Below are 24778 nucleotides of genomic sequence, written 5' to 3'. Positions count from 1 at the left end.
GCATCATGTCAGCATCCACCCCGCGCCGGCTGCGCAGCCAGGAATGGTTCGACGATCCCTCGCATGCGGATATGACGGCACTGTACGTCGAGCGTTTCATGAACTACGGTCTGACGCGCGAAGAGCTGCAGTCGGGCCGGCCGATCATCGGCATCGCGCAGACCGGCAGCGATCTCGCGCCGTGCAACCGGCATCACATCGAGCTCGCGGCGCGCACGAAGGCCGGTATTCGCGACGCGGGCGGCATTCCGATGGAGTTTCCGGTGCATCCGCTCGCCGAGCAGAGCCGCCGGCCGACCGCCGCGCTCGATCGCAATCTCGCGTATCTGGGCCTCGTCGAAATCCTGCACGGCTTCCCGCTCGACGGCGTCGTGCTGACCACCGGCTGCGACAAGACCACGCCCGCGTGCCTGATGGCGGCGGCCACCGTCGATATGCCGGCGATCGTGCTGTCCGGCGGCCCCATGCTCGACGGCTGGCACGACGGCAAGCGCGTCGGGTCGGGCACCGTGATCTGGCATGCGCGCAATCTGCTGGCGGCCGGCGAGATCGACTACGAAGGCTTCATGGAGCTGACTACCGCGTCGTCGCCGTCGATCGGTCACTGCAACACGATGGGCACCGCGCTGTCGATGAACAGCCTCGCCGAAGCGCTCGGCATGTCGCTGCCCGGCTGCGCGAGCATTCCGGCTGCTTACCGCGAGCGCGGCCAGATGGCCTACGCGACCGGCAAGCGCATCGTCGACCTCGTGCGCGAGGACCTGCGGCCGTCGAAGATCATGACGAAAGAAGCGTTCGAAAACGCGATCGTCGTCGCATCGGCGCTCGGCGCGTCGACCAACTGCCCGCCGCATCTGATCGCGATTGCGCGGCACATGGGCGTCGAGCTGAGTCTCGAAGACTGGCAGCGCGTCGGCGAGCAGGTGCCGCTGATCGTCAACTGCATGCCCGCCGGCGAATATCTCGGCGAGAGCTTCCATCGCGCGGGCGGCGTACCGGCCGTGATGCGCGAGCTCGCGAAAGGCGGCCTCGTGCACGAGGATTGCCTGACCGTGTCGGGCCGCACGATGGGCGAAATCGCGGCCGCCGCACCCGCGCCGGATCGCGAGGTCATCAAGACGACCGACGATCCGCTGAAGCACGGCGCGGGCTTCATGGTGCTGTCCGGCAACTTCTTCGACAGCGCGATCATGAAGATGTCGGTGGTCGGCGATGCGTTCCGCAAGACCTACCTGAGCGAGCCAGGCGCAGAAAACAGCTTCGAAGCGCGCGCCATCGTGTTCGACGGCCCCGAGGATTATCACGCGCGCATCAACGACCCGTCGCTTGAAATCGACGAGCATTGCATCCTCGTGATTCGCGGCACGGGTACGGTCGGCTATCCGGGCAGCGCCGAGGTCGTCAACATGGCGCCGCCGGCGGCGCTCGTGCGCCAGGGCATCACGTCGCTGCCGACGCTCGGCGACGGCCGTCAGAGCGGCACGTCGGCGAGCCCGTCGATTCTGAACATGTCGCCGGAAGCGGCGGTGGGCGGCGGCCTTGCGCTGTTGCGCACGAACGACCGCATCCGCGTCGATCTGAATTCGCGTAGCGTCAAAGTGCTGGTGGACGAAGCGGAACTCGCGCGACGTCGCGAAACCGTGCACTTCGAGATTCCGCCCGCGCAAACGCCGTGGCAGGAGCTGTATCGCAAGACGGTCGGCCAGCTTTCGACCGGCGGCTGCCTCGAACCGGCGACGCTGTATCTGAAGGTGATTGCCGAGCGCGGCAACCCACGGCATTCGCATTGACCCGCGGGTGACAAGGCCGGGCTTCGCACGCAACGCGACGCCCGGCCTTGCCCGCTTTCCCACTTATCCGAAAGAGCCCATCCCATGTCCGCAACTTTCCCCTCCAGCTTTCTTCCCGGCGATCTGAACGACGCACTGCTGATCGGCCGCGTGTGGCGCAAGACCGAACAACATGAAGGACCGTGCGTGGTCGTCGTGCGCGGCGGCGAGGTGTTCGACATCACCGCGGTCGTGCCGACTACCGCCGACCTGTTCGAGCGCGACGATGCCGCGCAATTTGCGCGCAGCGCGCCGGGCGTGCCGCTCGGGCCGGTCGCGCAGCTGATCGAGGCGAACCTGCCGGGCGCGAGCGCGCCGGCCGTGCGCGTGCTCGCGCCGTGCGACGTGCAGGCGATCAAGGCCTGCGGCGTCACGTTCGCGGTGAGTCTGATCGAGCGCGTGATCGAGGAGCAGGCCGGCGGCGATCCGGCGAAGGCGAAGGAAGTGCGCGAGACGATCGCGTCGACGATCGGCACCGATCTGTCGAAGATCAAGCCGGGATCGGAAGCGGCGATGAAGCTGAAGGCCGAGCTCGAGCGTCGCGACGCGTGGTCGCAATACATGGAAGTCGGCATCGGTCCGGACGCCGAAGTATTTTCGAAATCGCAGCCGATGTCGGCAGTCGGCTTCGGCGCGGACGTCGGTCTGCTCGCCGCGTCGGTGTGGAACAACCCGGAGCCGGAGATCGTGCTCGCGGTGAATAGCCGCGGCGGTATCGTCGGCGCGACGCTCGGCAACGACGTGAACCTGCGCGACATCGAAGGCCGCTCGGCGCTGTTGCTCGGCAAGTGCAAGGACAACAACGGCTCGTGCGCGATCGGCCCGTTCGTGCGGCTGTTCGACGACACCTTCTCGCTCGACTCGGTGCGCGCGGCGAGCGTGTCGCTGCGCGTCGAAGGCGCCGACGACGACTTCGTGCTCGACGGCGTGAGCCACATGAGCGAGATCAGCCGCGACCCGGCCGACCTCGTCGCGCAGACCTGCGGCCGTCACCACCAGTACCCGGACGGCTTCATGCTGTTCCTCGGCACGATGTTCTCGCCGATCAAGGACCGCGACGCGCCCGGCGGCGGCTTCACCCACCACCTCGGCGATCGCGTGACGATTTCGACGCCGCAGCTCGGCGCGCTGACCAACACGGTGCGCCTGTCCACCGAAATCGAGCCGTGGACGTTCGGCGTGCGCGCGCTCTATCGCAATCTCGCGGCCCGGGGCCTGCTCGTTGCTGAATAACCGGATTGTCGCTGCAATTTTCGAAAGGAGAATCAGGACATGAGTCAGTTCGCAAACTACATCGACGGACAGTGGGTCGACGGCGCGAGCGTGTCGCGCAACGTCAATCCGTCGAATCTCGACGACGTGATCGGCGAATTCGCGCAAGCCGACGCCGAGCAGACGCATCGCGCGATCAGCGCCGCGCGCAAGGCCTTCGCGCAGTGGTCGTTGTCCACGCCGCAGCAGCGCTTCGACGTGCTCGACCAGGCGGGCAGCGCGATCCTCGCGCGCAAGGCGGAGCTCGGCAAGGTGCTCGCGCGTGAAGAGGGCAAGACGCTGCCCGAGGCGATCGGCGAAGTGGGCCGCGCCGGGCAGATCTTCAAGTTCTTCGCGGGCGAAGCGCTGCGCGTCGGCGGCGAAGTGATGCCGTCGGTGCGGCCGGGCATGACGGTCGAAATGACGCGTGAGCCGGTTGGCGTGGTCGGCCTGATTACGCCGTGGAATTTTCCGATTGCGATTCCGGCGTGGAAGATCGCGCCGGCGCTTGCGTACGGCAACACGGTCGTGATCAAGCCGGCCGATCTGGTGCCGGGCAGCACGTGGGAGCTGGTCAAGATCATCGCCGAGGCGGGCGCGCCGGCGGGGGTGATCAATCTCGTGATGGGGCGCGGTTCGGTGGTTGGCGAGGCGCTCGTGTCGTCGCCGGATGTCGATGCGATCAGCTTCACCGGTTCCGTTTCGACGGGCCGCGCGATCGGCGCGAAGTGCTTCGATTCGGGCAAGAAATTCCAGCTGGAAATGGGCGGCAAGAACCCGATGGTCGTGCTCGACGACGCCGATCTCAATGTCGCGATCGAAGCGTGCATCAACGGCGCGTTCTACTCGACGGGCCAGCGTTGCACGGCGTCGAGCCGGCTGATCGTGACCGCGGGGATCTATGACCGCTTCATCGACGGCATGAAGGCGCGCATGCGCGCGCTGAAGGTTGGCGATGCGCTCGCGGACGGCACGCACATCGGCCCGGTCGTCGACGACAAGCAGTTGGCACAGGACGAGCGCTATCTGGCGATCGCGCGCGAAGAGGGCGGCACGGTGTTCGGCGGCGAACGCGTCGAAGGCTCGACGCGCGGCTATTTCCTCGCGCCGGCGCTGGTCACGGAGACGACCCCGGCTATGCGCATCAACCGTGAAGAGGTATTCGGGCCGGTGGCGTCGGTCATCAAGGTCAAGGACTACCAGGAAGCGCTCGCGGTTGCCAACGGCACCGAGTTCGGGTTGTCGGCCGGCATCTGCACGACATCGCTGAAGTACGCGAGTCATTTCCGCCGCCATGTGCAGGCCGGCATGGTGATGGTCAACACCGCGACGGCGGGGGTCGATTATCACGTGCCGTTTGGCGGGCGGAAGGGGTCGAGCTACGGTCCGCGCGAGCAGGGCGCCTACGCCCGCGAGTTCTATACGTCGGTGAAGACCGCGTATATCAACCCGGGCGCGGTCTGACGCAGAACTAACAACCGAGCTCCCCAAAACGGAACTGGCCCGCCATCGCATTCAGTCGCGATGGCGGGCCAGTAGGGGAAGCTGCGAGAGCGCTAAGCCGAGCGCTCCGGCAGGTACAGCTACATCAACAGCAACTTGCCAACCTGCAACGCCTTACTGCGCTGCGTGACCTTGCTGCGACGAACCGCTGGTCACGCCGCCGACCGCGGCGTTTTGCGCCGCGACGCGGGCTTCGGCAGCCTGAATGTTCGACGGATATTCGTTCGGGTTCGAACGTGCCGGGTTGTAGCCGGCTTTTTCGATTTGAGCCAGCTCTTCACGGACTTGCGCGCGGGTCAGCGGCTGGTTCGATTGAGCGAAAACGGCAACCGGAGCAGCGAGGGTAGCGGCGATAACGACAGCTTGAACGAGCGATTTCATTTTTACTACCTCCAGATTTTGTCTTGTTAGGCTGCGAAACCATTTGTTTGCAGCAGTGATGACAGTCTAGGGGGAGCGAAAAGTAGGGTAAATACCTAATTTCTGAACTCACTGTTTCCGAAACCAAAACAATAATGAGACAGCAAGGCCGTCGAGCGTCGATTTGCGAAGCGATCCGCGACAGCTGGCGCGCATGAGTCAGCCGGCTGATAGGGCCTGGATGAACAGCAAGCCCGCGCCGGCAACGGCTATGGCGCCGCTCGCCCGGGCGACGAGTGCGCCGTCCGGCGCAAGTCGCTCGGCCGTGATGGCGGCCGTCACGGCGGCCATCAAGCGCAAATCCGTCATGCCGACGACCAGCAGAATTGCCGTGAGACCCCCGCAGCAACCGGCGCAATCGATGCCGATGCGCAGACCGTATCTCCACGCGCTCGGCGCATCGGCGGGAAGGCTGGGTGTCGTGCGGCTGCAGGCGAGGCGGCGGGCTTTCCATGTGCTGAACTGCAACGCGCCCGCGAGCAATACGACCACGCTGACCGCCAGCGGCATCGAACGCGCGAGCGCTGGCCACCGCAACTCGAGCGCCGCGAGCGACGCGCCCAGTGCAAACACGGCCACGCCGAGCACCGTCCATACGACCGCATACGCCCCACTCACGAGCATCGTCAGCAGGGCCAGTCGCTCCGCACTTGCGCGCGAGCCGATCGCGTCGCGATAGCGCAGCAGCGTCGGCATCAACGACGGCAGCATCATCGCCGCCATCATCACGATCCACATGCCGATGAACGATGCCGCGGCGCGGGCCCACGTGCGCCCGCAGGTCGGCATCCACAGCGTCGACATCGACCAGCCGCCGGGCATCGGCAACGCGCCCATCGCCGCCATCGACGCGCCGTGGGCCAATGTCGCCGCGACGCTCGCGGCGAACATCAGCAGGCAGACGCCGACGAACACGCGCTGCGATGAGCGCGCCGCGCGCCGTGTGGCAAGGCGCTGCCCGCTCGTGCAGACAGCGCGCACGAGCGGGCTCATGACCGCTCGTACTCGTCGTGACGGCGCCACCAGATGCCCGTCTCGTTGCGCCCCTTCGGCGCGCGATCGAGCCACTGGTACATGCCCCACAGCGCATCGACACCGCGCGCGTAAGTCGAGTACGTGTGATAGACGACGCCGTCTTCGAGCACGAACGCGCTCATGCCTGGCCGGTCGCGCGAATAGGTGGCCGCGTCGGTGCCGCAGGTCGCCGCGAACTGCGCGACCGGTTCGGGCGCGGGACTCACGTCCATTGCGTGACTGTTGCGTGCGTAGTTGTACTCGATATCGCCATCGCGCTGCTGTGCCTCGGTGAACGAGACGTTGAAGTCGAAATTGAAATCGCCGCTTGCCGACGACGCCCATGGAAACGTCCAGCCCATGCGCTGCTTGTACGTCTGCAGCTTGTCGAGCGGCGCGCGCGACACCGCCGTCAGCATCACGTCGTGATGCGCGAGATGCACGGCGAAGCCGGCGAAGCCGTCCGCGATCGACGAGCATGACGGGCAGCCCGCCTTGTAGTCGGGGCCGAACATGAAGTGGTAGACGAGCAGCTGCGAACGTCCTTTGAACAGATCGGCGAGCGACGCGCTGCCTTGGTCGGTATCGAAGCGGTAGGCCTTGTCGACCCTGACCCACGGCAGCGCCTGGCGTTGCCGTGCGAGCTCGTCGCCGTGTCGCGTGTGGGCTTTTTCCGCGTCGAGCAGCGCGCGGCGCGCGGCGAGCCACTGTTCGCGTGTTCCGATCGGATGGGTAGTCATCTTGGGTACCTCCGTGAGTCGTGCCGCGCCGCGCGAGCCCTTGCCCGACGGCGTCGGTGACGGTTGATGGTCGTGCTAGATTAGGGCCGGGCATCCATCGGGTGGGAGTGACAAGTGTGGCGGGATTCGCTTGATGCATCGACGTGCTACGCGCGGACTCGCACGCCGTGGACGCGCTGATTTCCGCGGCGGCGCGCGCGCTCGCGGCCGGCGATCCGCTTGGCGCGCTCGACCACGTCGCGTTGCGCGACGACGCGCCGGCGCTCGCGCTGCGCGGCATCGCGATGGCGCAGCTCGGCGATTTCGGGCGCGCAAAGGCGCTGGTGCGCGACGCCGCGCGTGCGTTCGGCGCGCAGCATGCGGTGGCGCGCGCGAGATGCGTGGTCGCCGAAGCGGAGATCGCGCTCGCGTCGCGCGATCTCGCATGGCCCGCCAAAACACTCGACGCCGCGACCGCCACGCTCGACGCGTACGGCGATCGCGTCAATGCCGCGCATGCGCGGTATCTCGCGGCGCGGCGTCTGCTGCTGATCGGCCGTCTCGACGAAGCGGAGCGCAAGCTTGCCGCGCTCGATCCCCGGCCGTTTCCGCCCGCGCTGCGTGCCGCGCATGAACTGGTGGTCGCGGGAGTCGCGCTGCGGCGTTTGCGCAGCAGCGCCGCCCGTGCCGCGCTGGCGCGGGCCGGACGCGCGGCACGCGAGGCCGGCATTCCGGCGTTGATCGCGGAAGTCGAAAGCGCGTCGGTGGCACTGGGCAAACCGGCGGCGCGCATGATCGCGCATGGCGAAGAAGAACCGATCCTGCTCGATGAAGTCGAGAAGCTGTTGACCTCGAATCGCGCTGGCGGCGCGTTGATCGTCGACGCTTGCCGCTACGCGATCCGCGATGCGAACGCGGCGGTTGCGCTCGCGAGCCGACCGGTGCTGTTTGCGCTCGCCCGCATGCTCGGCGAGGCATGGCCCGACGACGTGCCGCGCGATGCGCTCGTCGCACGGGCGTTCCGCGCCAAACGCGCCGACGAATCGCATCGCGCGCGGCTGCGCGTCGAGATCGGCCGGCTGCGCACGGCGCTCGGCACGCTCGCGAGCGTCGGCGCGACGACGCGCGGCTTCGCGCTCGCGCCGCGTCACGCGCGCGAGGTCGTCGTGCTGGCGCCGCCGGTCGAAGGCGAGCATGCGGCGCTGCTCGCGTTTCTGTCGGATGGCCAAGCGTGGTCGAGTTCCGCGCTTGCCCTCGTGCTCGGCGCGAGTCAGCGCACCGTGCAGCGCTCACTCGACTCGCTCGCCGCGGCCGGCAAGGTGCAGCCAGTGGGCGAGGGGCGCGCGCGCCGCTGGATGACGCCGCCCCTGGCCGGATTCGCGACGGCTTTGTTACTCCCTTCCCCGTTCCCTTCATGATTAGGATGGCCACCATGAACCGCTCTGCCGCCAGAATCGTCCGTGAATATGGGCCCTTTACGGGCGTCGACAAAGTGCATGGCGTCACCTACGACGGCCGACAGGTGTGGATCGCGACCGGCGAACGGCTCGACGCGTTCGATCCGGCGAGCGGCGAGACGCTGCGCTCGATCGCGGTGCCCGCCGACGCGGGCACGGCCTTCGACGGCGAACACCTGTTCCAGATCGCGCACGGCCGCATCCAGAAGATCGACCCGCAGAGCGGCCGCGTGCTGTCGACGATCGCGGCGCCCGGCGACGGCGGCCAGTCGGGGCTGACATGGGCCGAAGGTTCGCTGTGGGTCGGTCAGTATCCCGAACGAAAAATCTATCAGGTCGATCCGGACACTGGCGCGGTGCTGCGCACGATTGAATCGAATCGCTTCGTGACCGGGATCACGTGGGTCGACGGCGAGCTATGGCATGGCACGTGGGAAGGTGACGAGAGCGAGCTGCGGCATCTCGATCCGCGCAGCGGCGAGGTGCTCGAGCGCGTCGAGATGCCGGCCGGCGCGGGCATTTCCGGACTCGAATCGAACGGCGCGGATCTGTTCTTCTGCGGCGGCGGCGGTAGCGGGCTCGTTCGCGCCGTGCAGCGTCCCGTGCGAGAGAGCGACTCGCAATTGCCGGTCGATTCGACGAACGAGTGATTCGTCATGCAAGCAGCGCGTCTTCGTTATCCGGCGCTGGTATTTGGCTCACTTGTACTTGCCGATAACGTAAGTCATCGTTGGTAAACGAAGTATTCCATTGCGTTACTCTTATCGCGAGACTACTCCCCATACGCGGGCCGCCTGCAGCGACTTCTAGCAGGCCGCGGCAAAGCACTCAGCCACCGCCGGATAGCGGTCCCGTCATCTCGCTTCTTCAGCCTCGCCCCACCAGTGCTCGCATCAGACCCGCCGACGCGGTGCATGCGCCACCACCCGGTACGCGAAAGTCCAAACCGCAACACACTCGGATGCTGCACCGCACACGCGAAGTATTCCGAGTGTTTTTCAATCGTAGCGGGGAATTGAGAGCATTTTCGCTGCACCCGCAACAACTGCGACGGTTGGTTCTCAGCTTTATTTTCGTCTTCGTTGCTTGCCCGTGCATTGCGGCTTTTCGAGAAGATGTGACCAGAACCAAGCCAGGTTCACACTCTAATCCTTACCGTGAGCAGACATACGTTTTACACAAACCCTTCATATTATTTCGCTTGTTTTACTAAGTCTTGCCCCACACAAGCGGTTGCCGATACAACTAACAAAGGGTCCCCACATGTCATCGCATCACAAAATGCGCCCAGCGCTTTGTCTAACGTCCGTTGCCGCTGCCTGCGTGCTCGCAGCTTGCGGCGGAAATTTGGATAGCCCCTCTGCCAGCAACAACAACGGTGGCACGACCGCCGGCACGACTTACTCGGGCGTGGTCGCCGCGGCCGCCTTCGTCCCGGGCAACTCGAGCGGCAACCCGACCTTGAAGGCCGGCTACTACTCTGGCGCCACCGTGTTCGTCGATGCCAATGGCAACGGCGTGCTCGACAGCGGCGAAGCCTCCGCGAAGACCGACAGCAGCGGCCATTTCTCGTTGACCACGACCGCCACGGGTCCGCTCGTCGCTGACATCACGACCTCGGCCACCAACACGGCATCGGCCGCCAAGGTCGCCAGCCACCTGATCCTGCGCGCTTCGGCCGACCAGATCGCCGACCAGGGCGTCACCAAAGTCGTGATCAGCCCGATGTCGAGCGAAGTGCAGCGCCTCGTCGAAGCCAACGGCACCAAGTACGCGACCGAGAAGGCTAATCTGTCGACCCGTCTGTCCGGCCCGGCATTCAACAACGCCTCCGTGACGGTTCCCGCCGGCGACGTCCTGGCCGACGCCAACACCCTGTCCGGCGCCGAGCAGTACGCGGTGCTGTTCGAAGAAAACGCACTGACGAACCGCTACACGTACGCCACCACGAAGCTCGATCGTGGCGACAAGTACCCCGATGCGCTGGCCGTTGCCGGTGGCGACCCCACCCTGACCGGCGTTTCCGGCATCACCGCTGGCGAAACCATCCCGACGGATACGCGTAAGGCGATCACCTTCGCACAAGCCCAGCAGGCTGCGTTCAACGTCGAAGCGATTCCGCGTTACGACAACGTCTTCGTGATCATGCTGGAGAACAGCAGCACGAACCGCGTCAAGGGTTCGGCGTACATGCCGGCGGTCAACTCGATGATCACCAACGGCAACTACTTCTCGACCTACTTCGCGACCGGCAGCCCGTCCGAGCCGAACTACACCGCCCTGGGCGGCGCCGACGACTTCGGTATCGGCGACGACAACTGGTGGGGTTGCGCCGCGACCGGCGCCAACGCCCCGACGGACAAGGCTTTCGCCGGCGGCACGGCTTCCGACGGCCAGCCCCTGCCGTCCCACGTCGCGCTGACGCCGAACGACCCGATCATCGGTACCACCGCCGGCGGCGCCACCGTGGCCGTTGGATCGCTGCTGTCCAATTACACGGCGGCCGCCAACCAGACGTGCTCGACGGACGGCACCGGTTCCGTCGCCAACCACAACATCATGAACGCGCCGAACCTGTTCACGCAGATTTCGAGCGCGGGCCTGACGTGGCGTACCTACAGCGAATCCATGAACCCGGGTCAGGATCCGCGCGCCGACAGCCTCGGTGACACGGGTGTATCGCAGGCCTACAACCAGACGGACGGTAGCATCACCGTGACGGGCACGCCGTTCGCCATGCCCGGTTCGCTCTACAAGACCAAGCACCATCCGGGCATGGCCTATCAGAACGTGCGTAGCCAGCCGGAGTTCTTCGCGAACAACCGCACGATCTTCGGTACCCAGTACTACACGAACGCGGCCGACCTGACCAACACCACGCTCTACAAGGTTCCGACCGGCTACAACGTCGACCAGTTCAGCACCGACCTGGCCAAGGGCGACGTCGGCACCCTGAACTTCATCATGCCTGACCAGTGTGATGACCTGCACGGCACCGGCAGCGACGGCACCTGTAAGGACAGCGCGACCGCCTCGGGTACCGTTCCGGCTCACGCGCTGCTGACCCGCGCCGACTACTACACCAACGCCGTGGTGCAGAAGATCAAGGCCTCGCCGCTGTGGCAGAACAAGCAGCGCAACGTTGCCATCGTGGTCATGTTCGACGAAGGCAATGGCACGTCCAACGGTGCCGGCAGCTCGTGCTGCGGCTGGGACGTGGGTGGCAAGGCTACGCAGATGCAGAACGCGGACGGCAGCTGGACTCCGGTTCAGGCGAAGTACGGCAACGGCAACAAGGGCCATGGCAACTCGATCTTCGTCCTGATGACCAACCAGCAAGACGTGGGCTCCGCGCCGAAGGGCGTCGCCGACAGCGATACGTACAGCCACTTCTCGTTCGTGCGCACGGTGCAGGACATGTTCCAGCTGGCCGACCCGGCTGTTCCGACCTCGTACGCCAACCGTTCGAAGTACACGGAGTCGTACATTGCGCAGAACATCGCCAACCTGCCTGAGTACGCTGGCAGCGCCGACACGCACTACGACGCGGTTCGTCCGATGAACCACGCCTACGTGATTCCGGCCGGCTACACGCAGAAGTTCCAGACGGGTGACGTGAGCGATCCGGCGCAAGTTGGTCCGGACGCGACCCAGAAGAACCTGTGGGCGACGAAGTAATAAAAAGCACTAAACGGTAAGCACGCGCAAGCGTGCCATTCATCAAGCAGTAGCCTGCGCGGGGGAGCGGTTCGGCCGGTCCCCCGCCAGCTGTCTTATCGAACAAAGCCGGGGGGAGTAGCGATGCGCAAGGTTTATGCGGGGGCGCTGTATGTCATCTTGTCGACACTGGCCGCTTGCGGGGGCGGGAGCTCGTCACAGTCTGCTTCGACGGACGCAGGCACGGGCTCCTCGGGCTCCTCGGGCTCCTCGGGCTCCACGGGCTCCACGGGCTCCTCGGGCTCCACGGGCTCCTCGGGCTCCACGGGGTCGGCGCCCACGAGCAAGCTGAGCGCTGCGGCCCAGGTCGGCGAGAAAATGTTCTTCGACAAGAACCTGTCTGGCGGCAAGAACCAGGCATGCGCGAGCTGCCACGATCCGGCGTATGCCTACGGCCCGCCCAACAGCCTGGCGGTGCAGCTGGGTTCCGATGGCGTATCGGAAGGCCAGCGCGCGGTTCCCTCGCTGCGCTACAAGGCCATGACGCCCGCCTACGACGACAACGCCTCGAACCCGGACGGCATCACGGCGAACGCGCCGGGCGGCGGATTCATGTGGGACGGCCGCGGCAAGACGCTGGCCGACCAGGTGGCGCTGCCCCTGCTCAATCCCATCGAGATGAACAACGCCTCCAAGGACGCGGTGGTGCAGGCGGTAAAGAGCTCCTCGTATGCCGCACAGTTCACGGCGGCGTACGGCCCGGCCGTGTTCGGCGATACGGACACGGCGTTCCAGGACATCGGACTCGCGCTGCAGGCCTACCAGAATGAGGACCCGAGCTTTGCGCCGTATTCCAGCAAGTTCGACCTGTATGCGAACAACAAGATCGGCGGCACGTTGACGCCGGCCGAATTGCGCGGGATGAACCTGTTCAACGATACCGATCACGGGGCCGGCTGCGTGGCCTGCCATTTCATGGGCGCCAACTTCAACGGCTCGAACGCGCTGGGGACCGACTTCACCTATCAGGCGATCGGTGCGCCGCGCAACGACACGTCGATCCCGGACAATCCGAACCCCATCGCGGCCAACCTGAACGCGAGCTACTACGACATGGGGCTGTGCGGCCCGATCAATAACGGCAGCTATGACAGCCACACGCCGCTTTCGGCCTCCAGCGGCGCCGGCCCGGACCCCTTTACGGGCGTGAACAACCCGGATCCGTATTGCGGCCGCTTCAAGGTGCCGACGCTGCGCAACGTCGCCGCGCGCAGCGCCTTCTTCCACAACGGCGTGTTCCACTCGCTGGAGCAGGTGGTGCGCTTCTACAACACGCGCGACACCAACCCCGAGTACTGGTATCCGTCCACGGGTGGCGATTCGACCAAGCTGACCAGCAACCCGGGCTATGCGCTGCAACCCACCTATGCAGCGGGCGCGACGTTGAACATGTTCAACGATCTGCCGGCCGCCTACCAGGGCAATATCGACGAGGAACTGCCGCTGGGGCAGGGCCAGACCGACGCGGGCGGCACCACCGCGTTGAACGGTGCGCAGCCGCGTGCTGTCCATTCGGCGCCGCAACTGTCGGATCAGGACGTGCAGGACGTGATCTGCTTCCTGAATACTTTGAGCGACGGCTACCAGCCTCCCGCGACCCAGCCCACGAGCGGTAGCTGCGTGAATTGATCTTTTTGAATACCTGAACTATCCACGATGATGCATTTTTCGAATCCGGTGCGCGGCACTGCCATTGCGGTTTCCCTGACGGCGGCGTTCCTGCTGGGCGGTTGCCAGAACAAGGCCGAGCCTACCGCGGAGAACTTTACCAACACCATCACGCACTACCTGGCCGATCGCGGCCACCTGTGTGTGGCGAAATACGATTGGCCCATCCACGTGGCCGATCAGGACATCGTGGTCACGCATTCCCGCGATGCGCTGCAATTGCCGGTGATGGAAAAGCTGGGCCTCGTCAAGAGCACCGTCATGACGGTCGAGCGCACTGGCGAGGACGGGGCCGGGATCGAGGCGCCGGGACGCGAGTATGTGCTGACCGACGAAGGCAAGCAGTTCTACCTGCACAAGCCGGTGGTGGTGGCGACGCCCGGCAAGACGGTCACGCACGACGCCGATTTTTGCGTGGCCACGCTGACCCTGGACAAGGTGGTGGGCTGGGAGCCGCCCCAGAGTCACGACGGGGAGACCAGGACCTCGGTGCTCTACACCTATAAGATCGACCCGGCGCCTTTTGCCAGGACTCCCGAGTTCCAGCGAGTGTTTCCCATGGTGGCGCGCGTGATCGAAGGCGCGGGCACCATGCAACTGCGCGAAGGCGTGCGCTTGACCAAGGACGGCTGGGTAGCGGAAGAATATCTCGTTCGATGATCGTTGAGTTCGCCGACGCCGTGCTCCAAGGCGATCGTTCCCGCACGTGGGCCGGTCCATGCCGCTGCGCCAGGACCAGGTGCACCCTTACGGTGTCCCCGCTGGACTCAGCCCGGTGCTCGCAAAATAGATCGCGAGAAAATACAGCAGCACATAGAGCGCGTAGGTCTGCCCGTTGCCGGTATAGACGCGGCGTATCCGAGCCGCCGCCACGAGCGCGAAGTGCGATATGCCGCGCCAGAACATCTGCGCGACCGGCGGCACCGTGCGGCTCAGGATCGGCCGGTAGAAGTGGTAAAAATCCGGGGCGTTGCGCGCATTGCCGCGGCGGCTGCGGTAGTACAGCACACCGAGCCCGAACACGATCGCCGTGACGATCAGCACGACGATCACGACCGGCGTCGGATTCCAGAACCCGTAGATGCTTTCGAGCGACATGCCGCCCCACACCAGTGTCGCCGCGAACTGCGGATCGATCGCGGCCGACACCGGTTCGAGCAACACCTTCGGAAAGAACGACAGGATCACGATACCGACCACGAACAGCAACTGCGGCACCAGCAGCATCACAGGCGCTTCGCGCACCTGCGGCCGCTGCGGCGGGCGCGGTTTGAGGAAGACGCCGTTCAGCAGGCGCAGCATGTACAGAAAGCCGGCGCAGGTCGCGATCAGCCCGCACACGGCGAGCCCGTACCAACCCTTGTCGGTCATTGCGCTCAGCAGCAGCCATTTGCCGCCGAAGCCCATCAGCGGCGGCAGGCCCGACATCGAGACGAGCGCGATCACGACCATCGCGAACGTGAGCGGCATCTCGCGCGCGAGGCCGCCCACATCGGCGAAGTTGCGCGTGCCGGTGCGCGAGATCACGCCTGCGAGCGCGAGGAACAGGATGCCCTTCACGAACATGTGATTGGCGACCAGATACAGCGCGGTGACCCAGCCGAGATGGCTCATCAGGCCGATCGCGGCGACGATATAGCCGGTCTGGCTCATGCTCGACAGCGCGAGCATCCGTTTGAAGTCGTTCTGCCGCAACGCCATCAGCGCGCCGAACAGGGTCGTCAGCATGCCTATCCAGGTCATCGCGTGCGCGAGTTCGAGGCCGACCTCCGAGCGTATCGTCAGATAGGTGCCGATCAACAGGCCGAACATCGCGACCTTGCTGACCACCGCCGACAGCATCGCGGTCACGTCGTCTTCCGCTTCGGTGTAGGCGCCCGGCAGCCATACGTGCACGCCGATCGCGCCGGCCTTGATCAGGAAGCCCGCCGCGAGCAGCACGAACGCGCGGTTCGCCTCCGGTCCCGAATGGATCAGCGCCGACAGCGCGATGCTGTCGTCGATCGCCGCGACGTTGGCGAAGCCCGCCAGCAGGAAGAACGCAGCCAGCAGCGAAAACAGCAGGAAGGTCAGCACGTGCGGTCCCGCGCGCCGGCACTTCGCGATCAGGAAGCACGACGACAGCGTGATGATTTCCCAGCTATAGAAGAACTCGAGCGAGGTGGATGAGCGCAGCAGCGCCGGAATCGACAGCGACAGCACGACGAGCATCGGATAGAAGCCGGCGCGCACGTCGTCGCGATAGAGACTCGCCGCTGCGATCACGAGGCTGCCCGCGAGCAGCAGCCAGGCGAACAGTCCGGCGATACCGCGCGAGCCCTCGCAGAGCAGACTGCCGATCAATCCGATCGCGATCACCGCGAGCACGCCTTTCACGCGCCCCGGCAGACGATCGGCCGCATAGAACAGCGCACCCGCCGCGAGCGGCGAGAAGATCCACGCCGACACGACGCCCGAGAACACGGCTGCCATATAGGCCGCCGCGATCAGCAGCACGGCGACGCCGAACAGCGGCAACAGCGCGGCGATGTTCGGCCGGGCTTTGGCCTCGACGTCGGACGGCGCCAGCGCGCGCACGAACCAGTGGAACATATAACCCGCTTCGAGCAGCGAGCCGGTCAGGATCAACACGATCCAGTACGGCTTGCCGGCGGCGGTGAGTCGCATCACGAGTTCCCACTTCGCCCAGAAGCCGGGGAATGGCGGCAGTCCCGCGATCGCGACCATGAAGAGACCGAGCAGGCCGATCAGCAACGGGCTGCGCGACAGGATCGCGCGTGCATCGTCGCCGTGCCGCCGCAGCACGCCGATCAGCCAGAACAGCCCCGCCTTCGCGAACAGATGGTTGATGAAGAGCCCGCCGACGACGAGCGGGATCGATGCGTCCGCGCCGATCTGGCGCAACAACGCGAGCGACAGCATCAACAGCGCCATCTGCCCGATCGACGAATAGCCGAGCAAGCGTTGCGGCTTCGTCTGCTTGATCGCGAGCAGGTTCGAGAACAGGAACGTGACGCCGCCCGAGACGGCGAGCAGCGTCAGCAGGCCGTCGAACAGCGGCAGCAATTTCAGCAGCGCGAAAAACACGGCCGCCGATACGCCGACCGATACCATTGCGCCGACGCCGCTCGGCGCGGTCTCGTAGACGTCGAGCCCCCAGCCGTTGGCCGGAAACGGCTTCAGCTCGATCACGAGGCTCGCGAACACGAGCAGGATCGCGGTCGTGCCGATCGGGCCGCCGAGCTGGTCGCGCAGCGACAGCAGTTCGTCGATGTTCAGCGTGCCGCTCACGTAGTAGAGCAGCACCGCGCCGAGCAGAAAGAGCGTCGACGCGATCACGGTCGCAAAGATGTACTTGAACGCGGCAGCGAGCGCGGCGGGCGTGCGCTCGAGCCCGAACAGGCCGTATGTCGCGATCGACACGATCTCGAGAAACACGAACAGGTTGAACAGGTCGCGAGTCATCACCATGCCGTCGATGCCCATCACCAGAATCAGGTACAGCAGCAACGCCGCGTAGTTGCCGCGCAGACGGTCCCACAGATGCAATGCACCGAGCAGCGCGACCACATTGACGCTGAACGTGAAGAAGCCTTCCCACAAGCCGAAGCGCAGATTGATCGACACCGGCGGCAGCGCGCCCGCGGTCAGCACCTCGATCGTGTCGCCGCCGTCGAGCAGGCCGTAGAACGACACGCCGGAGACGAGCACGATGCCGCACAGCGCGATGAAAAAGCCGAGCGTGAGCCATGGCTTGCCGAGCCGGTACAGCAGCGGAATGACGAAGCCGCCGCCGAGCCCGAGAATGAAGATGTGCAGCGGATGAAACAGCGCGGCTACCATTTCGACTCGGTGAAGGCGTCGATGGAAAGCGTCTTTTTGGCGGCATGAAGACGGATCGCGAACGACAGCATGATGGCGGTGACCGATAGCCCGATCACGATCGCCGTGACGACGAGTGCCGATGGAATCGGATCGATCGCGCGGTGCGCGGCGGCGGATTTGCTGAGCGCCGCGTCGATGATCGGCGCGGTGCCGCCCGTGACGTAACCGGTCGCGACCATCACGATGTGCAGGCCCGTGTCGATCACCGCGAAGCCGATGATGATGCGCAGGATGTTGCGGTGGGTCAGCATGCCCCACAGGCCGATCAAGGAAAGGCAGAAGCCCGTGATCAGCAGGATCTTCGAAACCGGGATGCCCGTGCTCATGCGCTCTCCTTCTCGTTCAGCTTCTGAACCGGTCGATGATGACGCTCAGCTCCGCGCCGACCTTGACGCCGAGCAGCGTGGAAATCAGCGGGATCGCGCCGGCGCTGAAGAACGCGCCGAACTCGCCGCGCGGCAGAAAGCGCGGGTCGAGAAAACCGCCCGCGAGCACGAGGCCGAGAATGCCGATGCACACGTAGATCACGCCCGCGAGCGACTCGACGACGCTCAGCAGCGCGACGTTCAGCGTCGAGCGGGGCCGCGCGAGCAGCATCAGCATCACGGCGGACGCGACGATCGCGCCGCCCTGGAAACCGCCGCCCGCCGACAGATGGCCGTTGACGATCACGTAGCCGCCGAAGGTGAGGATCATCGGCAGCAGCACCTGCTTGCCGGTATGTACGATCTCGCCGGCTGGGCGGCGCGCGGGCGCGGATTCGTCTGCCGCAGCGGCGGAGGTCGCGTTGCTTTCCTCTTTCAGCAGCACCCCGACGCTCGCCGCGACCATGAACAGCACCGCGACTTCGCCGAGTGTGTCGAAGCCGCGAAAGGTGATCAGAATGCCGGTCACGATGTTCGGCGCGCCGAGTTCGAGCGGCCCTCTGACGACGTAGTACCAGGCGAGCGGGCGCAGCGCCTGCAACTCCGTGTAGCCGCCGACCAGCCGCCAGAACACGACCGCGAACAGCAGCACCGTCAGCAGCGCAAACGCGCGACGCATCATGATTCGGCCTCCCCGGCGGTGCGCCCGCCTTCGTCGGCGAGTGCGTCGGTGATCGTGGACGAGGTCATCGGCGTGCGGATCAGCCAGGCGGCGCGCGATAGCGCATGCGAGGACACCGGGTTGGTCACGAGCACGAAGTAGATCAGCAGGATCAGACGGAAGGTCCAGCTCGGGTGATAGAACGCGAGGCCGATCAGCACGAGCATGTTGCCGAGCGTCGACGCCTTGGTGCCGGCCTGAATGCGCGTATACGCATCCGGCATGCGCAGCAGCCCAAGGCCGGCGGAGAACAGAAAGACGGCGCCCACCAGGATGAACACGCTGCCGATCAGTTCGAACATGCGCTAGCCCTTCTGATAACCGGTTTTGCGGATCGCGTACAGAAAGATGAAGGTCGCGAGTCCGGAACCGATCGCGGCTTCGGCCATCGCGACGTCGGGCGCGGCGAGCAGCAGGAAGGCTATCGCGGCGAACAGGCTCGCGAGCCCCGAGCTCACCATCGCGGCCAGCAGATTCTTCAGGCAGACGGCCAGTACGCCGCTCACGAGAATGCTCGCGCACATCAGCAGCAGGAGCAGTTCGAGCATGGCTCACAGCCCCCTTTCGAGAAAGCGCGCAATCGCGAGCACCGCGAGAAAGCTCAGCAGTGCATAGACAAGTGCGACGTCGATATAGACGAAACGACCGGAGACTTGCGCGTACAGCGCGATCAGCGACAGCGAGACGACCGTCAGCATGTCGATCGCGACGATGCGGTCGACGAGGGTCTTGCCGATCACGAGACGGAGCACGCCGAACAGGATCGCGAAGAAGATCAGCACGGCGGCGATCCGGAGCATGATCTCAGCCAAAGATTTTCTCCAGATGCTTTTCGAACGGTGCGACGAGTGCCTCGGTCGCTTCGTCGATATCGGTCGTCTTCACGTCGAGCAAGTGAATGAATAGTATGTCGTCCCGAATATCCACGACGAGCGAGCCCGGCGTGAGCGCAATCGAATTGGCGAGCGCGAGACGGCCAAGCGGTGTTTGGAGGCGCGTGCGAACCTTGACGATGCCCGGCTTGATGTCGATACGCGGCGAGTACACCAGCGCCATCACGTTCAGATTGGCGCGTACGAGCTCGACGACGAAGGTCGCGCTATACGCGGCGAAGTGATACGGTGCGCCTGGCGTTAGACGTAGGCGCTGCCATGCTTCGCTCGATGATACGAAGACACGCGCGATGACGAAGGTAATGACGAGACCGACGAGTGCGGGTTCGACGGCGAGCGATGCATTGGCGATCATCCAGATGACGAACAGGACGACCCAGAGGCCAGGCATTCCCCGAGGAACGAACGACGACACCGGTTTTCCGTTGTTCGCAGCCATGTCATCGGTTCCTCAGGAAGCCTTGCGGAAAATTCTAAGTGACAACTTATGGCAAAGCAACCGGCGCACGGTTGTCCGTTGGTGGTCGTTTTGTGTGCGTAAATCCGCGCGACGCTTATCGGCTGCTCATCGAGTGAATTAGTGTCATTGCGATCTGTTCAATAAAATGGCGCGCGAAAAGCCGACGCCGATCGGCGCGCATTTATTTTGAAACAGACTGCGTTGCCGCGATAAGACGCGACGTTGAATCTCTAAGCGGCGCCGTACCGTTTTTTAATCACCTGTGACTGATCGGAATCTGGAAGTCTAGTCGCCAATCTATGCGCGCGCTGCATAAATTGATTTTTTTAATGAATTTGCGCCGGCGACCAGATCCCGGTCGAATGTCGGGTTTCGCGCGGTCCGCATGTGTCGCCGTGCCGCCGGTTTGAATTCTTCAAATGACCAATAAGGAGCAACAATGAAAGCCATGCTGGCAACCCTGACGATTGCGCTGCTGGCCGTCTCGTCCGGAAGCGCAATCGCCAAGGATTGGTCGACCGTGCGGTTCGGAGTCGACGCGAGCTACCCACCGTTTGAATCGAAAGCGGCCGACGGCAAGCTCGTCGGCTTCGATATCGATCTCGGCAATGAGATCTGCCGCCGGCTCAACGCGAAATGCGTGTGGATCGAGAATTCGTTCGACGGCATGATTCCCGCGCTGAAAGGCCGCAAATTCGACGCCGTGCTGTCGACGATGTCGATGACGCCCGCGCGTCAGGCGCAGATCGCGTTCTCGTCGAAGGTGTTCCGCATTCCGACGCGTCTGGTCGCGAAGAAGGGCTCGCCGATCGAGCCGACGCCGGAAGCGCTGAAGGGCAAGCGCATCGGCGTCGAGCAGGGCTCGATTCAGGAAACCTACGCGAAGACGTATTGGGAGCCGGCCGGCGCCGCGATCGTGCCGTATCAGGATCAGGATCTGGTGTATTCGGATCTGCTTGCCGGCCGTATCGACGCGTCACTGCAAAACGCGGTGCAAGCCGATATCGGCTTTTTGCGCACCGCGCGCGGCAAGGACTTCGGATTTGCCGGCAATCCGCTTTACGACGCGAAAACGCTCGGCAGCGGCACAGCGATTGGTTTGCGTAAAGAAGATACCGATCTGCAGGAAAAGATCGACAAAGCCATTGCCGAGATCCGCACCGATGGCACTTACGACCGCATTGCGAAAAAGTATTTCGATTTCGACGTGTACGGTCAGTGAGCCGGGGCCGCGCCGCACGTGACCAGTTTCGACCTGGCACTCGCGCGGCCCGACACCTAAACTTGTGTCATGACCGTCCTGAGCCGTGCTGCGGCAAGCCGGGATGCCCGAATCGGTTGCAACCGGCGCCTCACGCGGCGCTGCAGGTTTCCGCTTACAAAAGTAAGCGGGCAGGGGACGGCGCAATGCGGACGCCGGCTCGCGTGCGGATCGCCTTGCGCGCGGCGCGATCCGCATCGGGGAGGCACCCACATGCACGGCTTTCAGATCACGTTCTTCACCCAGCAGGGGCGCAGCCATCATGGCAAGCCGCTTGCCGACTGGCTCGTGCGTCTCGCGAGCGAACTCGGCCTGCGCGGCGCGACCCTGATCCCGGCTTGCGAAGGCATCGGCCATCATCATCGCATTCACTCCGCGCACTTCTTCGAGCTTGCCGATCAGCCGTTGTCCGTCGTGATGGCGGTGACGAGCGACGAAGCCGATCGGCTGTTCGATCGACTGCGCGTGGAGGGTTTGCATCTGTTCTACGTGAAGACGACCGCCGAGTTCGGCGTCGTCGGCGAGGCCGACGGGGCTTGAACGACCGGGCCTCGAGTGCGTGTGAGATGGAACGCCGGCCCGCTTCAATGCTATGCCGTGGGCTCCTCGTGCCGCACATTGACCATCCAGGGCACGCCGAAGCGGTCGATCAACGTGCCGAAGCCGCTGGTCCAGAAGGTCTGCTGGAATGGCATCGTGATCTGTCCGCCGTCCGCCAGCGCGTTGAAGTACTTTACGCCGGACGCCTGGTCGTCGGCGGTGACCGACAGGCTAAAGCCCGCATGCACGGCATTGCCGCCGCGGCAATCGCCATCCGACATCAGCACGTGCGTGTTACCGATGACGAGCGTCGCGTGCAGGATCTTGTCGGCGTGTTCGGGCGCCACCGGGCGAGCGGGATCGGGCGGCGCGTCTTTCGCGCGCAGCTTCAGCAACTCCTGCGCGCCGAGCGCCGAACGATAGAACTCAATGGCTTCCTCACAACGGCCATTGAAGAACAGATAGGGCTGGATTTCCATGCTGATTTCCTGAGACGGGCGAGGGTCGGGCAGACGATTCTATCAGCGTGATCTCGCGGATGGACGGCTGTCGAACCTGGGATGCATCGTTCGGCCCCACGATGAAGCCACACACCTGATGCTCTACAGCGTATCCCCGCATCAGGCCTTCCCGGCATGACTCCCGCCATTGGCCGGATAAGCCTCCTGCAACGCGATCGAGCCTGTCTCCAGCAGCGATTTGAGGTTGGACATGATCTTCGGCCAGCCACCCGACACCGCCTCGATGAATTTCGATGGATCGCGCTCGATCGTATGCGTGAGCGTCAACTTGACCGCCGTTCCGCTCGGTTCGAGCTCCATCGTGCAGCGCGAATCGCCTTCGGCCTGCAACTCGGGACGAATCTGGTGCTGCCAGCGGATCACCAGACGCCGCGGCGGATCGGCCTCGACGATCTCGCCCGCGTCGAAGATCTGGCCGCCGCTCGACACGAGTTTCCACGACGAGCCCGCCGTCCATTCGCTTTCGCAGTGCATGCCGAACCAGTACTGCTTGATGAACTCCGCGTCGGTGAGCGCCGACCACAACTGTTCCGGCGTAGTGCGGATATAGGTCACATAGACGAACGTCGATCTAGTCATTGCCTTTCTCCAGGCGTCGTTTCAGGGTCGAGAGCGCCTTCAGGCGCGGCTTTTCGAACTTGGCAATCCAGCGCTCGTAGATCTGCTGCAGCGGCACCGGATTGAGGAAGTGCAACTTTTCGCGCCCGCTGCGTACGGTAACGACGAGGTTAGCCGCTTCCAGCAGGCCCAGATGCTGGGTCACGCCTTGCCGCGTCATGTCGAGGTGGTCGCACAGGTCGTTCAGAGTCTGGCCGTCGTGCGCGTGCAGCACATCCAGCAGCTTGCGCCGGCTCGGATCGGCGAGGGCTTTGAATAGCACGTCGGTGTCGTCGGGGCGCTCGGCCATGAACGGCTACAGGCAAGTAATTTGTTGCGTTTACTATAGGCAAGAGATTGCTTGCATGTCAAGGCGACGTGAGGGACACTCCGCAGGTTCGACACATGCGCCGACTACCGCTTATGAGGCGCTCAAGTACGTTTCGGAATGTTGCCGCCATGCAAAGGACCGAACAGCCGCGCACAGAGCATGCCCATCGCCAGGATACCGAGGCCGAATGGCACGGCATCGCCCGTTGCCTCGATCCGAAAGTCGCCAACACGAAAAACCAGAAGATAGCCGACGACCATATTGAAGAAGCCCCACAGTACATTGACGGTCGATGACGACAGCCCTTTTCCGGACGGCTTCGCGAACGGGCTCTGAAACGGCTCGCCCATCACACCGCTGACGAAATGCGGCACGGCATTCGCGAACAGGACACCGCCGAAAAAATAAGAGACGACATGCGGCCAATCCATTTCAGTTGCTCCTTGAATCGAGTAAATCGATGAGCTCGCGGGCTGTGCCCGTTTCGATGCCGGTTCGGATGAAGCACCTGCAAACGTTCAGGAGTCAGCGAGCCGCTGCAGCAGTTCCACCGCGGCGGCGAGCGTGGCCTGTTCTCGCGGCGATAGCTGCGCTTGCAAGGCACGGATCAGCCAGTCCTCTTTGGCCGCCCGACTCGCCTTGAGCGTTCGTCTGAACGTGGGGGTGAGATGGATAAGAGTTTTGCGTCCGTCGGTTGGATCCGCTTCGCCTTTGACGACGCCCAGCGTCTCCAGACCGGCAACGGTAATGCGCATGGACTGGGGCTTTACGCGCTGCGCTCGCGCTAGCGCGGAAACTGTGGCTGGGCCGTCGCGCTCCAGATGAAACAGCACCGACCTCTGCGCCGACGTAAAGTCGCTCGATTGCGAATGTTCTCGCGCGCGGCGAACCAGTTTGCTCACGGCAATGCGCAGTTCGCCCGCAAGGGCGGCCAGATCGGTAGATTGGGAAGACGGTGATTGTCGTGACATGCCGAAAACATAGCATATGTACAGTTTAACTGTACATATAAACTGAATATATTTTCGCCGTCGAGTTTGCACGAACCCAGCATAAACAAGCGCCTGTGAGATACTTCCTCATTCACGCATAATCCCTGAGTCCACCACGTCTCAACCGGCCAAGGCATGCAAGCCCATCCCCTCCGACTCGCGCCCGGCGACGACCTTCGCGTCGCCGTCGAAGACGCGCTTCGTCAACGCGACCTGCAAGCGGCCTTCGTCGTCCAGGGCATCGGCAGCCTCCACGTTGCGGCATTGAGGTTCGCTGGCGCGCAAGCGCCGACGGAAATTCGCGGCGACCTCGAAATATTGACCCTCGCAGGCTCCGTCTCGCCCGATGGCGCTCATCTGCACATGTCGATCGCGGATGCGCGCGGGCAGGTATTCGGCGGTCATGTGGCGCGCGGCTGCACGGTACGCACGACCGTCGAGTTGTTGCTCGTGTCGGTTCCGGGCTATTCGTTCGCGCGGGAGCCTGATCCGCAGACGGGTTTTATGGAACTCGTGATTCGCGGCGGCGGCGCTCCGCAGTCCGGGTCCGCCTGATCACGCAAAGGCGCTATCGCTTCGCGCGCCGGTAGTCGCTCAACGCCCCGCCAACATCCGCCCGCCGACCCCCACCAAC

The 24778-nt window shown here is 64.4% G+C and carries 26 protein-coding genes; 11 read left to right on the top strand and 15 right to left on the bottom strand.

Annotation, left to right across the window (positions count from 1 at the left end; genetic code table 11):
* Positions 1 to 5: 5 nt before the first annotated feature.
* The 3 genes from F6X40_RS03655 (at position 6) to F6X40_RS03645 (ending at position 4544) form a co-directional block, all read left to right on the top strand.
* On the top strand, positions 6 to 1790 hold the full coding sequence (locus F6X40_RS03655) for an IlvD/Edd family dehydratase (protein WP_184023534.1): 1785 nt from the start codon (positions 6 to 8) through the stop codon (positions 1788 to 1790).
* Positions 1791 to 1874: 84 nt separating this feature from the next.
* Entirely contained in the window at positions 1875 to 3062 is a 1188-nt protein-coding gene (locus F6X40_RS03650; RefSeq protein ID WP_187626862.1) for a fumarylacetoacetate hydrolase family protein, read from the top strand.
* A gap of 39 nt (positions 3063 to 3101) precedes the next feature.
* Complete coding sequence (locus tag F6X40_RS03645; protein WP_187626861.1) at positions 3102 to 4544, top strand: aldehyde dehydrogenase family protein; 1443 nt, start codon at positions 3102 to 3104, stop codon at positions 4542 to 4544.
* A gap of 153 nt (positions 4545 to 4697) precedes the next feature.
* On the opposite strand, the gene F6X40_RS03640 is transcribed toward F6X40_RS03645, so the two are convergent.
* From F6X40_RS03640 to F6X40_RS03630, 3 genes are all read right to left on the bottom strand, one after another.
* Complete coding sequence (locus tag F6X40_RS03640) at positions 4698 to 4964, bottom strand: DUF4148 domain-containing protein (protein WP_090810603.1); 267 nt, start codon at positions 4962 to 4964, stop codon at positions 4698 to 4700.
* 198 nt (positions 4965 to 5162) lie between these two features.
* Positions 5163 to 5996, bottom strand: a complete 834-nt coding sequence (locus tag F6X40_RS03635) for a DUF2182 domain-containing protein (RefSeq protein ID WP_187626860.1) — start codon at positions 5994 to 5996, stop codon at positions 5163 to 5165.
* The gene (locus F6X40_RS03630) at positions 5993 to 6757 is read right to left on the bottom strand and encodes a DUF899 domain-containing protein (RefSeq protein WP_187626859.1); all 765 of its coding nucleotides are present in this window, start codon (positions 6755 to 6757) and stop codon (positions 5993 to 5995) included. Before F6X40_RS03630 ends, F6X40_RS03635 begins: the two co-directional genes overlap by 4 nt.
* A gap of 167 nt (positions 6758 to 6924) precedes the next feature.
* On the opposite strand from F6X40_RS03630, the gene F6X40_RS03625 reads away from it, so the two are divergent.
* The 5 genes from F6X40_RS03625 (at position 6925) to F6X40_RS03605 (ending at position 14238) form a co-directional block, all read left to right on the top strand.
* The gene (locus F6X40_RS03625; RefSeq protein ID WP_187626858.1) at positions 6925 to 8154 is read left to right on the top strand and encodes a helix-turn-helix domain-containing protein; all 1230 of its coding nucleotides are present in this window, start codon (positions 6925 to 6927) and stop codon (positions 8152 to 8154) included.
* A gap of 14 nt (positions 8155 to 8168) precedes the next feature.
* Complete coding sequence (locus F6X40_RS03620) at positions 8169 to 8843, top strand: PQQ-binding-like beta-propeller repeat protein (protein WP_018422724.1); 675 nt, start codon at positions 8169 to 8171, stop codon at positions 8841 to 8843.
* Between the two features lie 613 nt (positions 8844 to 9456).
* Positions 9457 to 11871: an alkaline phosphatase family protein gene (locus tag F6X40_RS03615; RefSeq protein WP_187626857.1), complete on the top strand. Its 2415-nt coding sequence runs from the start codon at positions 9457 to 9459 to the stop codon at positions 11869 to 11871.
* A 123-nt stretch (positions 11872 to 11994) separates the two neighbouring features.
* Positions 11995 to 13539 (top strand): cytochrome-c peroxidase, encoded by a 1545-nt coding sequence (locus F6X40_RS03610; RefSeq protein WP_187626856.1) that lies wholly within the window; start codon positions 11995 to 11997, stop codon positions 13537 to 13539.
* A gap of 27 nt (positions 13540 to 13566) precedes the next feature.
* Positions 13567 to 14238: a hypothetical protein gene (locus F6X40_RS03605; protein WP_187626855.1), complete on the top strand. Its 672-nt coding sequence runs from the start codon at positions 13567 to 13569 to the stop codon at positions 14236 to 14238.
* A gap of 87 nt (positions 14239 to 14325) precedes the next feature.
* On the opposite strand, the gene F6X40_RS03600 is transcribed toward F6X40_RS03605, so the two are convergent.
* Genes F6X40_RS03600 through F6X40_RS03570 form a run of 7 tightly spaced genes read right to left on the bottom strand, consistent with a single transcriptional unit; the run spans position 14326 to position 19881 of the window.
* Positions 14326 to 17421 (bottom strand): complex I subunit 5 family protein, encoded by a 3096-nt coding sequence (locus F6X40_RS03600; RefSeq protein WP_187626854.1) that lies wholly within the window; start codon positions 17419 to 17421, stop codon positions 14326 to 14328.
* Positions 17415 to 17789, bottom strand: coding sequence for a sodium:proton antiporter (locus F6X40_RS03595; RefSeq protein ID WP_184023510.1), 375 nt, complete (start codon positions 17787 to 17789; stop codon positions 17415 to 17417). Before F6X40_RS03595 ends, F6X40_RS03600 begins: the two co-directional genes overlap by 7 nt.
* Positions 17790 to 17805: 16 nt before the next feature.
* Positions 17806 to 18510 carry a Na(+)/H(+) antiporter subunit B gene (locus F6X40_RS03590; protein ID WP_184059171.1) on the bottom strand — a complete coding sequence of 235 codons (705 nt, stop codon included), beginning with the start codon at positions 18508 to 18510 and terminating at the stop codon, positions 17806 to 17808.
* Positions 18507 to 18851 carry a monovalent cation/H(+) antiporter subunit G gene (gene mnhG / locus F6X40_RS03585; RefSeq protein ID WP_187626853.1) on the bottom strand — a complete coding sequence of 115 codons (345 nt, stop codon included), beginning with the start codon at positions 18849 to 18851 and terminating at the stop codon, positions 18507 to 18509. The genes F6X40_RS03590 and mnhG overlap by 4 nt, the downstream gene beginning before the upstream one ends.
* 3 nt (positions 18852 to 18854) lie before the next feature.
* Positions 18855 to 19097 carry a hydrogenase subunit MbhD domain-containing protein gene (locus tag F6X40_RS03580; protein WP_018422732.1) on the bottom strand — a complete coding sequence of 81 codons (243 nt, stop codon included), beginning with the start codon at positions 19095 to 19097 and terminating at the stop codon, positions 18855 to 18857.
* A gap of 3 nt (positions 19098 to 19100) precedes the next feature.
* Positions 19101 to 19361 carry a monovalent cation/H+ antiporter complex subunit F gene (locus F6X40_RS03575; RefSeq protein ID WP_187626852.1) on the bottom strand — a complete coding sequence of 87 codons (261 nt, stop codon included), beginning with the start codon at positions 19359 to 19361 and terminating at the stop codon, positions 19101 to 19103.
* Positions 19354 to 19881: a Na+/H+ antiporter subunit E gene (locus F6X40_RS03570; RefSeq protein WP_187626851.1), complete on the bottom strand. Its 528-nt coding sequence runs from the start codon at positions 19879 to 19881 to the stop codon at positions 19354 to 19356. The genes F6X40_RS03575 and F6X40_RS03570 overlap by 8 nt, the downstream gene beginning before the upstream one ends.
* Before the next feature lie 460 nt (positions 19882 to 20341).
* Between F6X40_RS03570 and F6X40_RS03565 the strand changes: the two genes are divergently transcribed.
* Both F6X40_RS03565 and F6X40_RS03560 read left to right on the top strand, forming a co-directional pair.
* Positions 20342 to 21124, top strand: coding sequence for an ABC transporter substrate-binding protein (locus F6X40_RS03565; protein ID WP_187626850.1), 783 nt, complete (start codon positions 20342 to 20344; stop codon positions 21122 to 21124).
* Positions 21125 to 21376: 252 nt separating this feature from the next.
* Positions 21377 to 21703, top strand: a complete 327-nt coding sequence (locus F6X40_RS03560) for a DUF190 domain-containing protein (RefSeq protein ID WP_187626849.1) — start codon at positions 21377 to 21379, stop codon at positions 21701 to 21703.
* 50 nt (positions 21704 to 21753) lie between these two features.
* Here the strand turns inward: F6X40_RS03560 and F6X40_RS03555 are convergent, their stop codons facing one another.
* From F6X40_RS03555 to F6X40_RS03535, 5 genes are all read right to left on the bottom strand, one after another.
* Entirely contained in the window at positions 21754 to 22182 is a 429-nt protein-coding gene (locus F6X40_RS03555; protein ID WP_090810573.1) for a VOC family protein, read from the bottom strand.
* Between the two features lie 141 nt (positions 22183 to 22323).
* Positions 22324 to 22803: an SRPBCC family protein gene (locus F6X40_RS03550; protein WP_090810571.1), complete on the bottom strand. Its 480-nt coding sequence runs from the start codon at positions 22801 to 22803 to the stop codon at positions 22324 to 22326.
* Positions 22796 to 23131, bottom strand: a complete 336-nt coding sequence (locus tag F6X40_RS03545) for an ArsR/SmtB family transcription factor (RefSeq protein WP_018422741.1) — start codon at positions 23129 to 23131, stop codon at positions 22796 to 22798. Before F6X40_RS03545 ends, F6X40_RS03550 begins: the two co-directional genes overlap by 8 nt.
* A gap of 122 nt (positions 23132 to 23253) precedes the next feature.
* A complete protein-coding gene (locus F6X40_RS03540) occupies positions 23254 to 23583 on the bottom strand; it encodes a hypothetical protein (protein WP_184059163.1) in 330 nt (109 codons plus the stop codon).
* 87 nt (positions 23584 to 23670) lie between these two features.
* Positions 23671 to 24123: a MarR family winged helix-turn-helix transcriptional regulator gene (locus tag F6X40_RS03535; protein ID WP_187626848.1), complete on the bottom strand. Its 453-nt coding sequence runs from the start codon at positions 24121 to 24123 to the stop codon at positions 23671 to 23673.
* A gap of 156 nt (positions 24124 to 24279) precedes the next feature.
* Here F6X40_RS03535 and F6X40_RS03530 point away from each other — a divergent pair, with 156 nt between their 5' ends.
* The gene (locus F6X40_RS03530) at positions 24280 to 24699 is read left to right on the top strand and encodes a PPC domain-containing DNA-binding protein (protein WP_184023491.1); all 420 of its coding nucleotides are present in this window, start codon (positions 24280 to 24282) and stop codon (positions 24697 to 24699) included.
* The last annotated feature ends 79 nt before the right edge of the window (positions 24700 to 24778 follow it).

The organism is Paraburkholderia sp. UCT31, from assembly GCF_014397655.1.
Classification (GTDB): Bacteria; Pseudomonadota; Gammaproteobacteria; order Burkholderiales; family Burkholderiaceae; genus Paraburkholderia; species Paraburkholderia tuberum.
The sequence above is the reverse complement of the archived record's forward strand: the minus strand, read 5'-3'. Positions and strand labels throughout refer to the sequence as shown.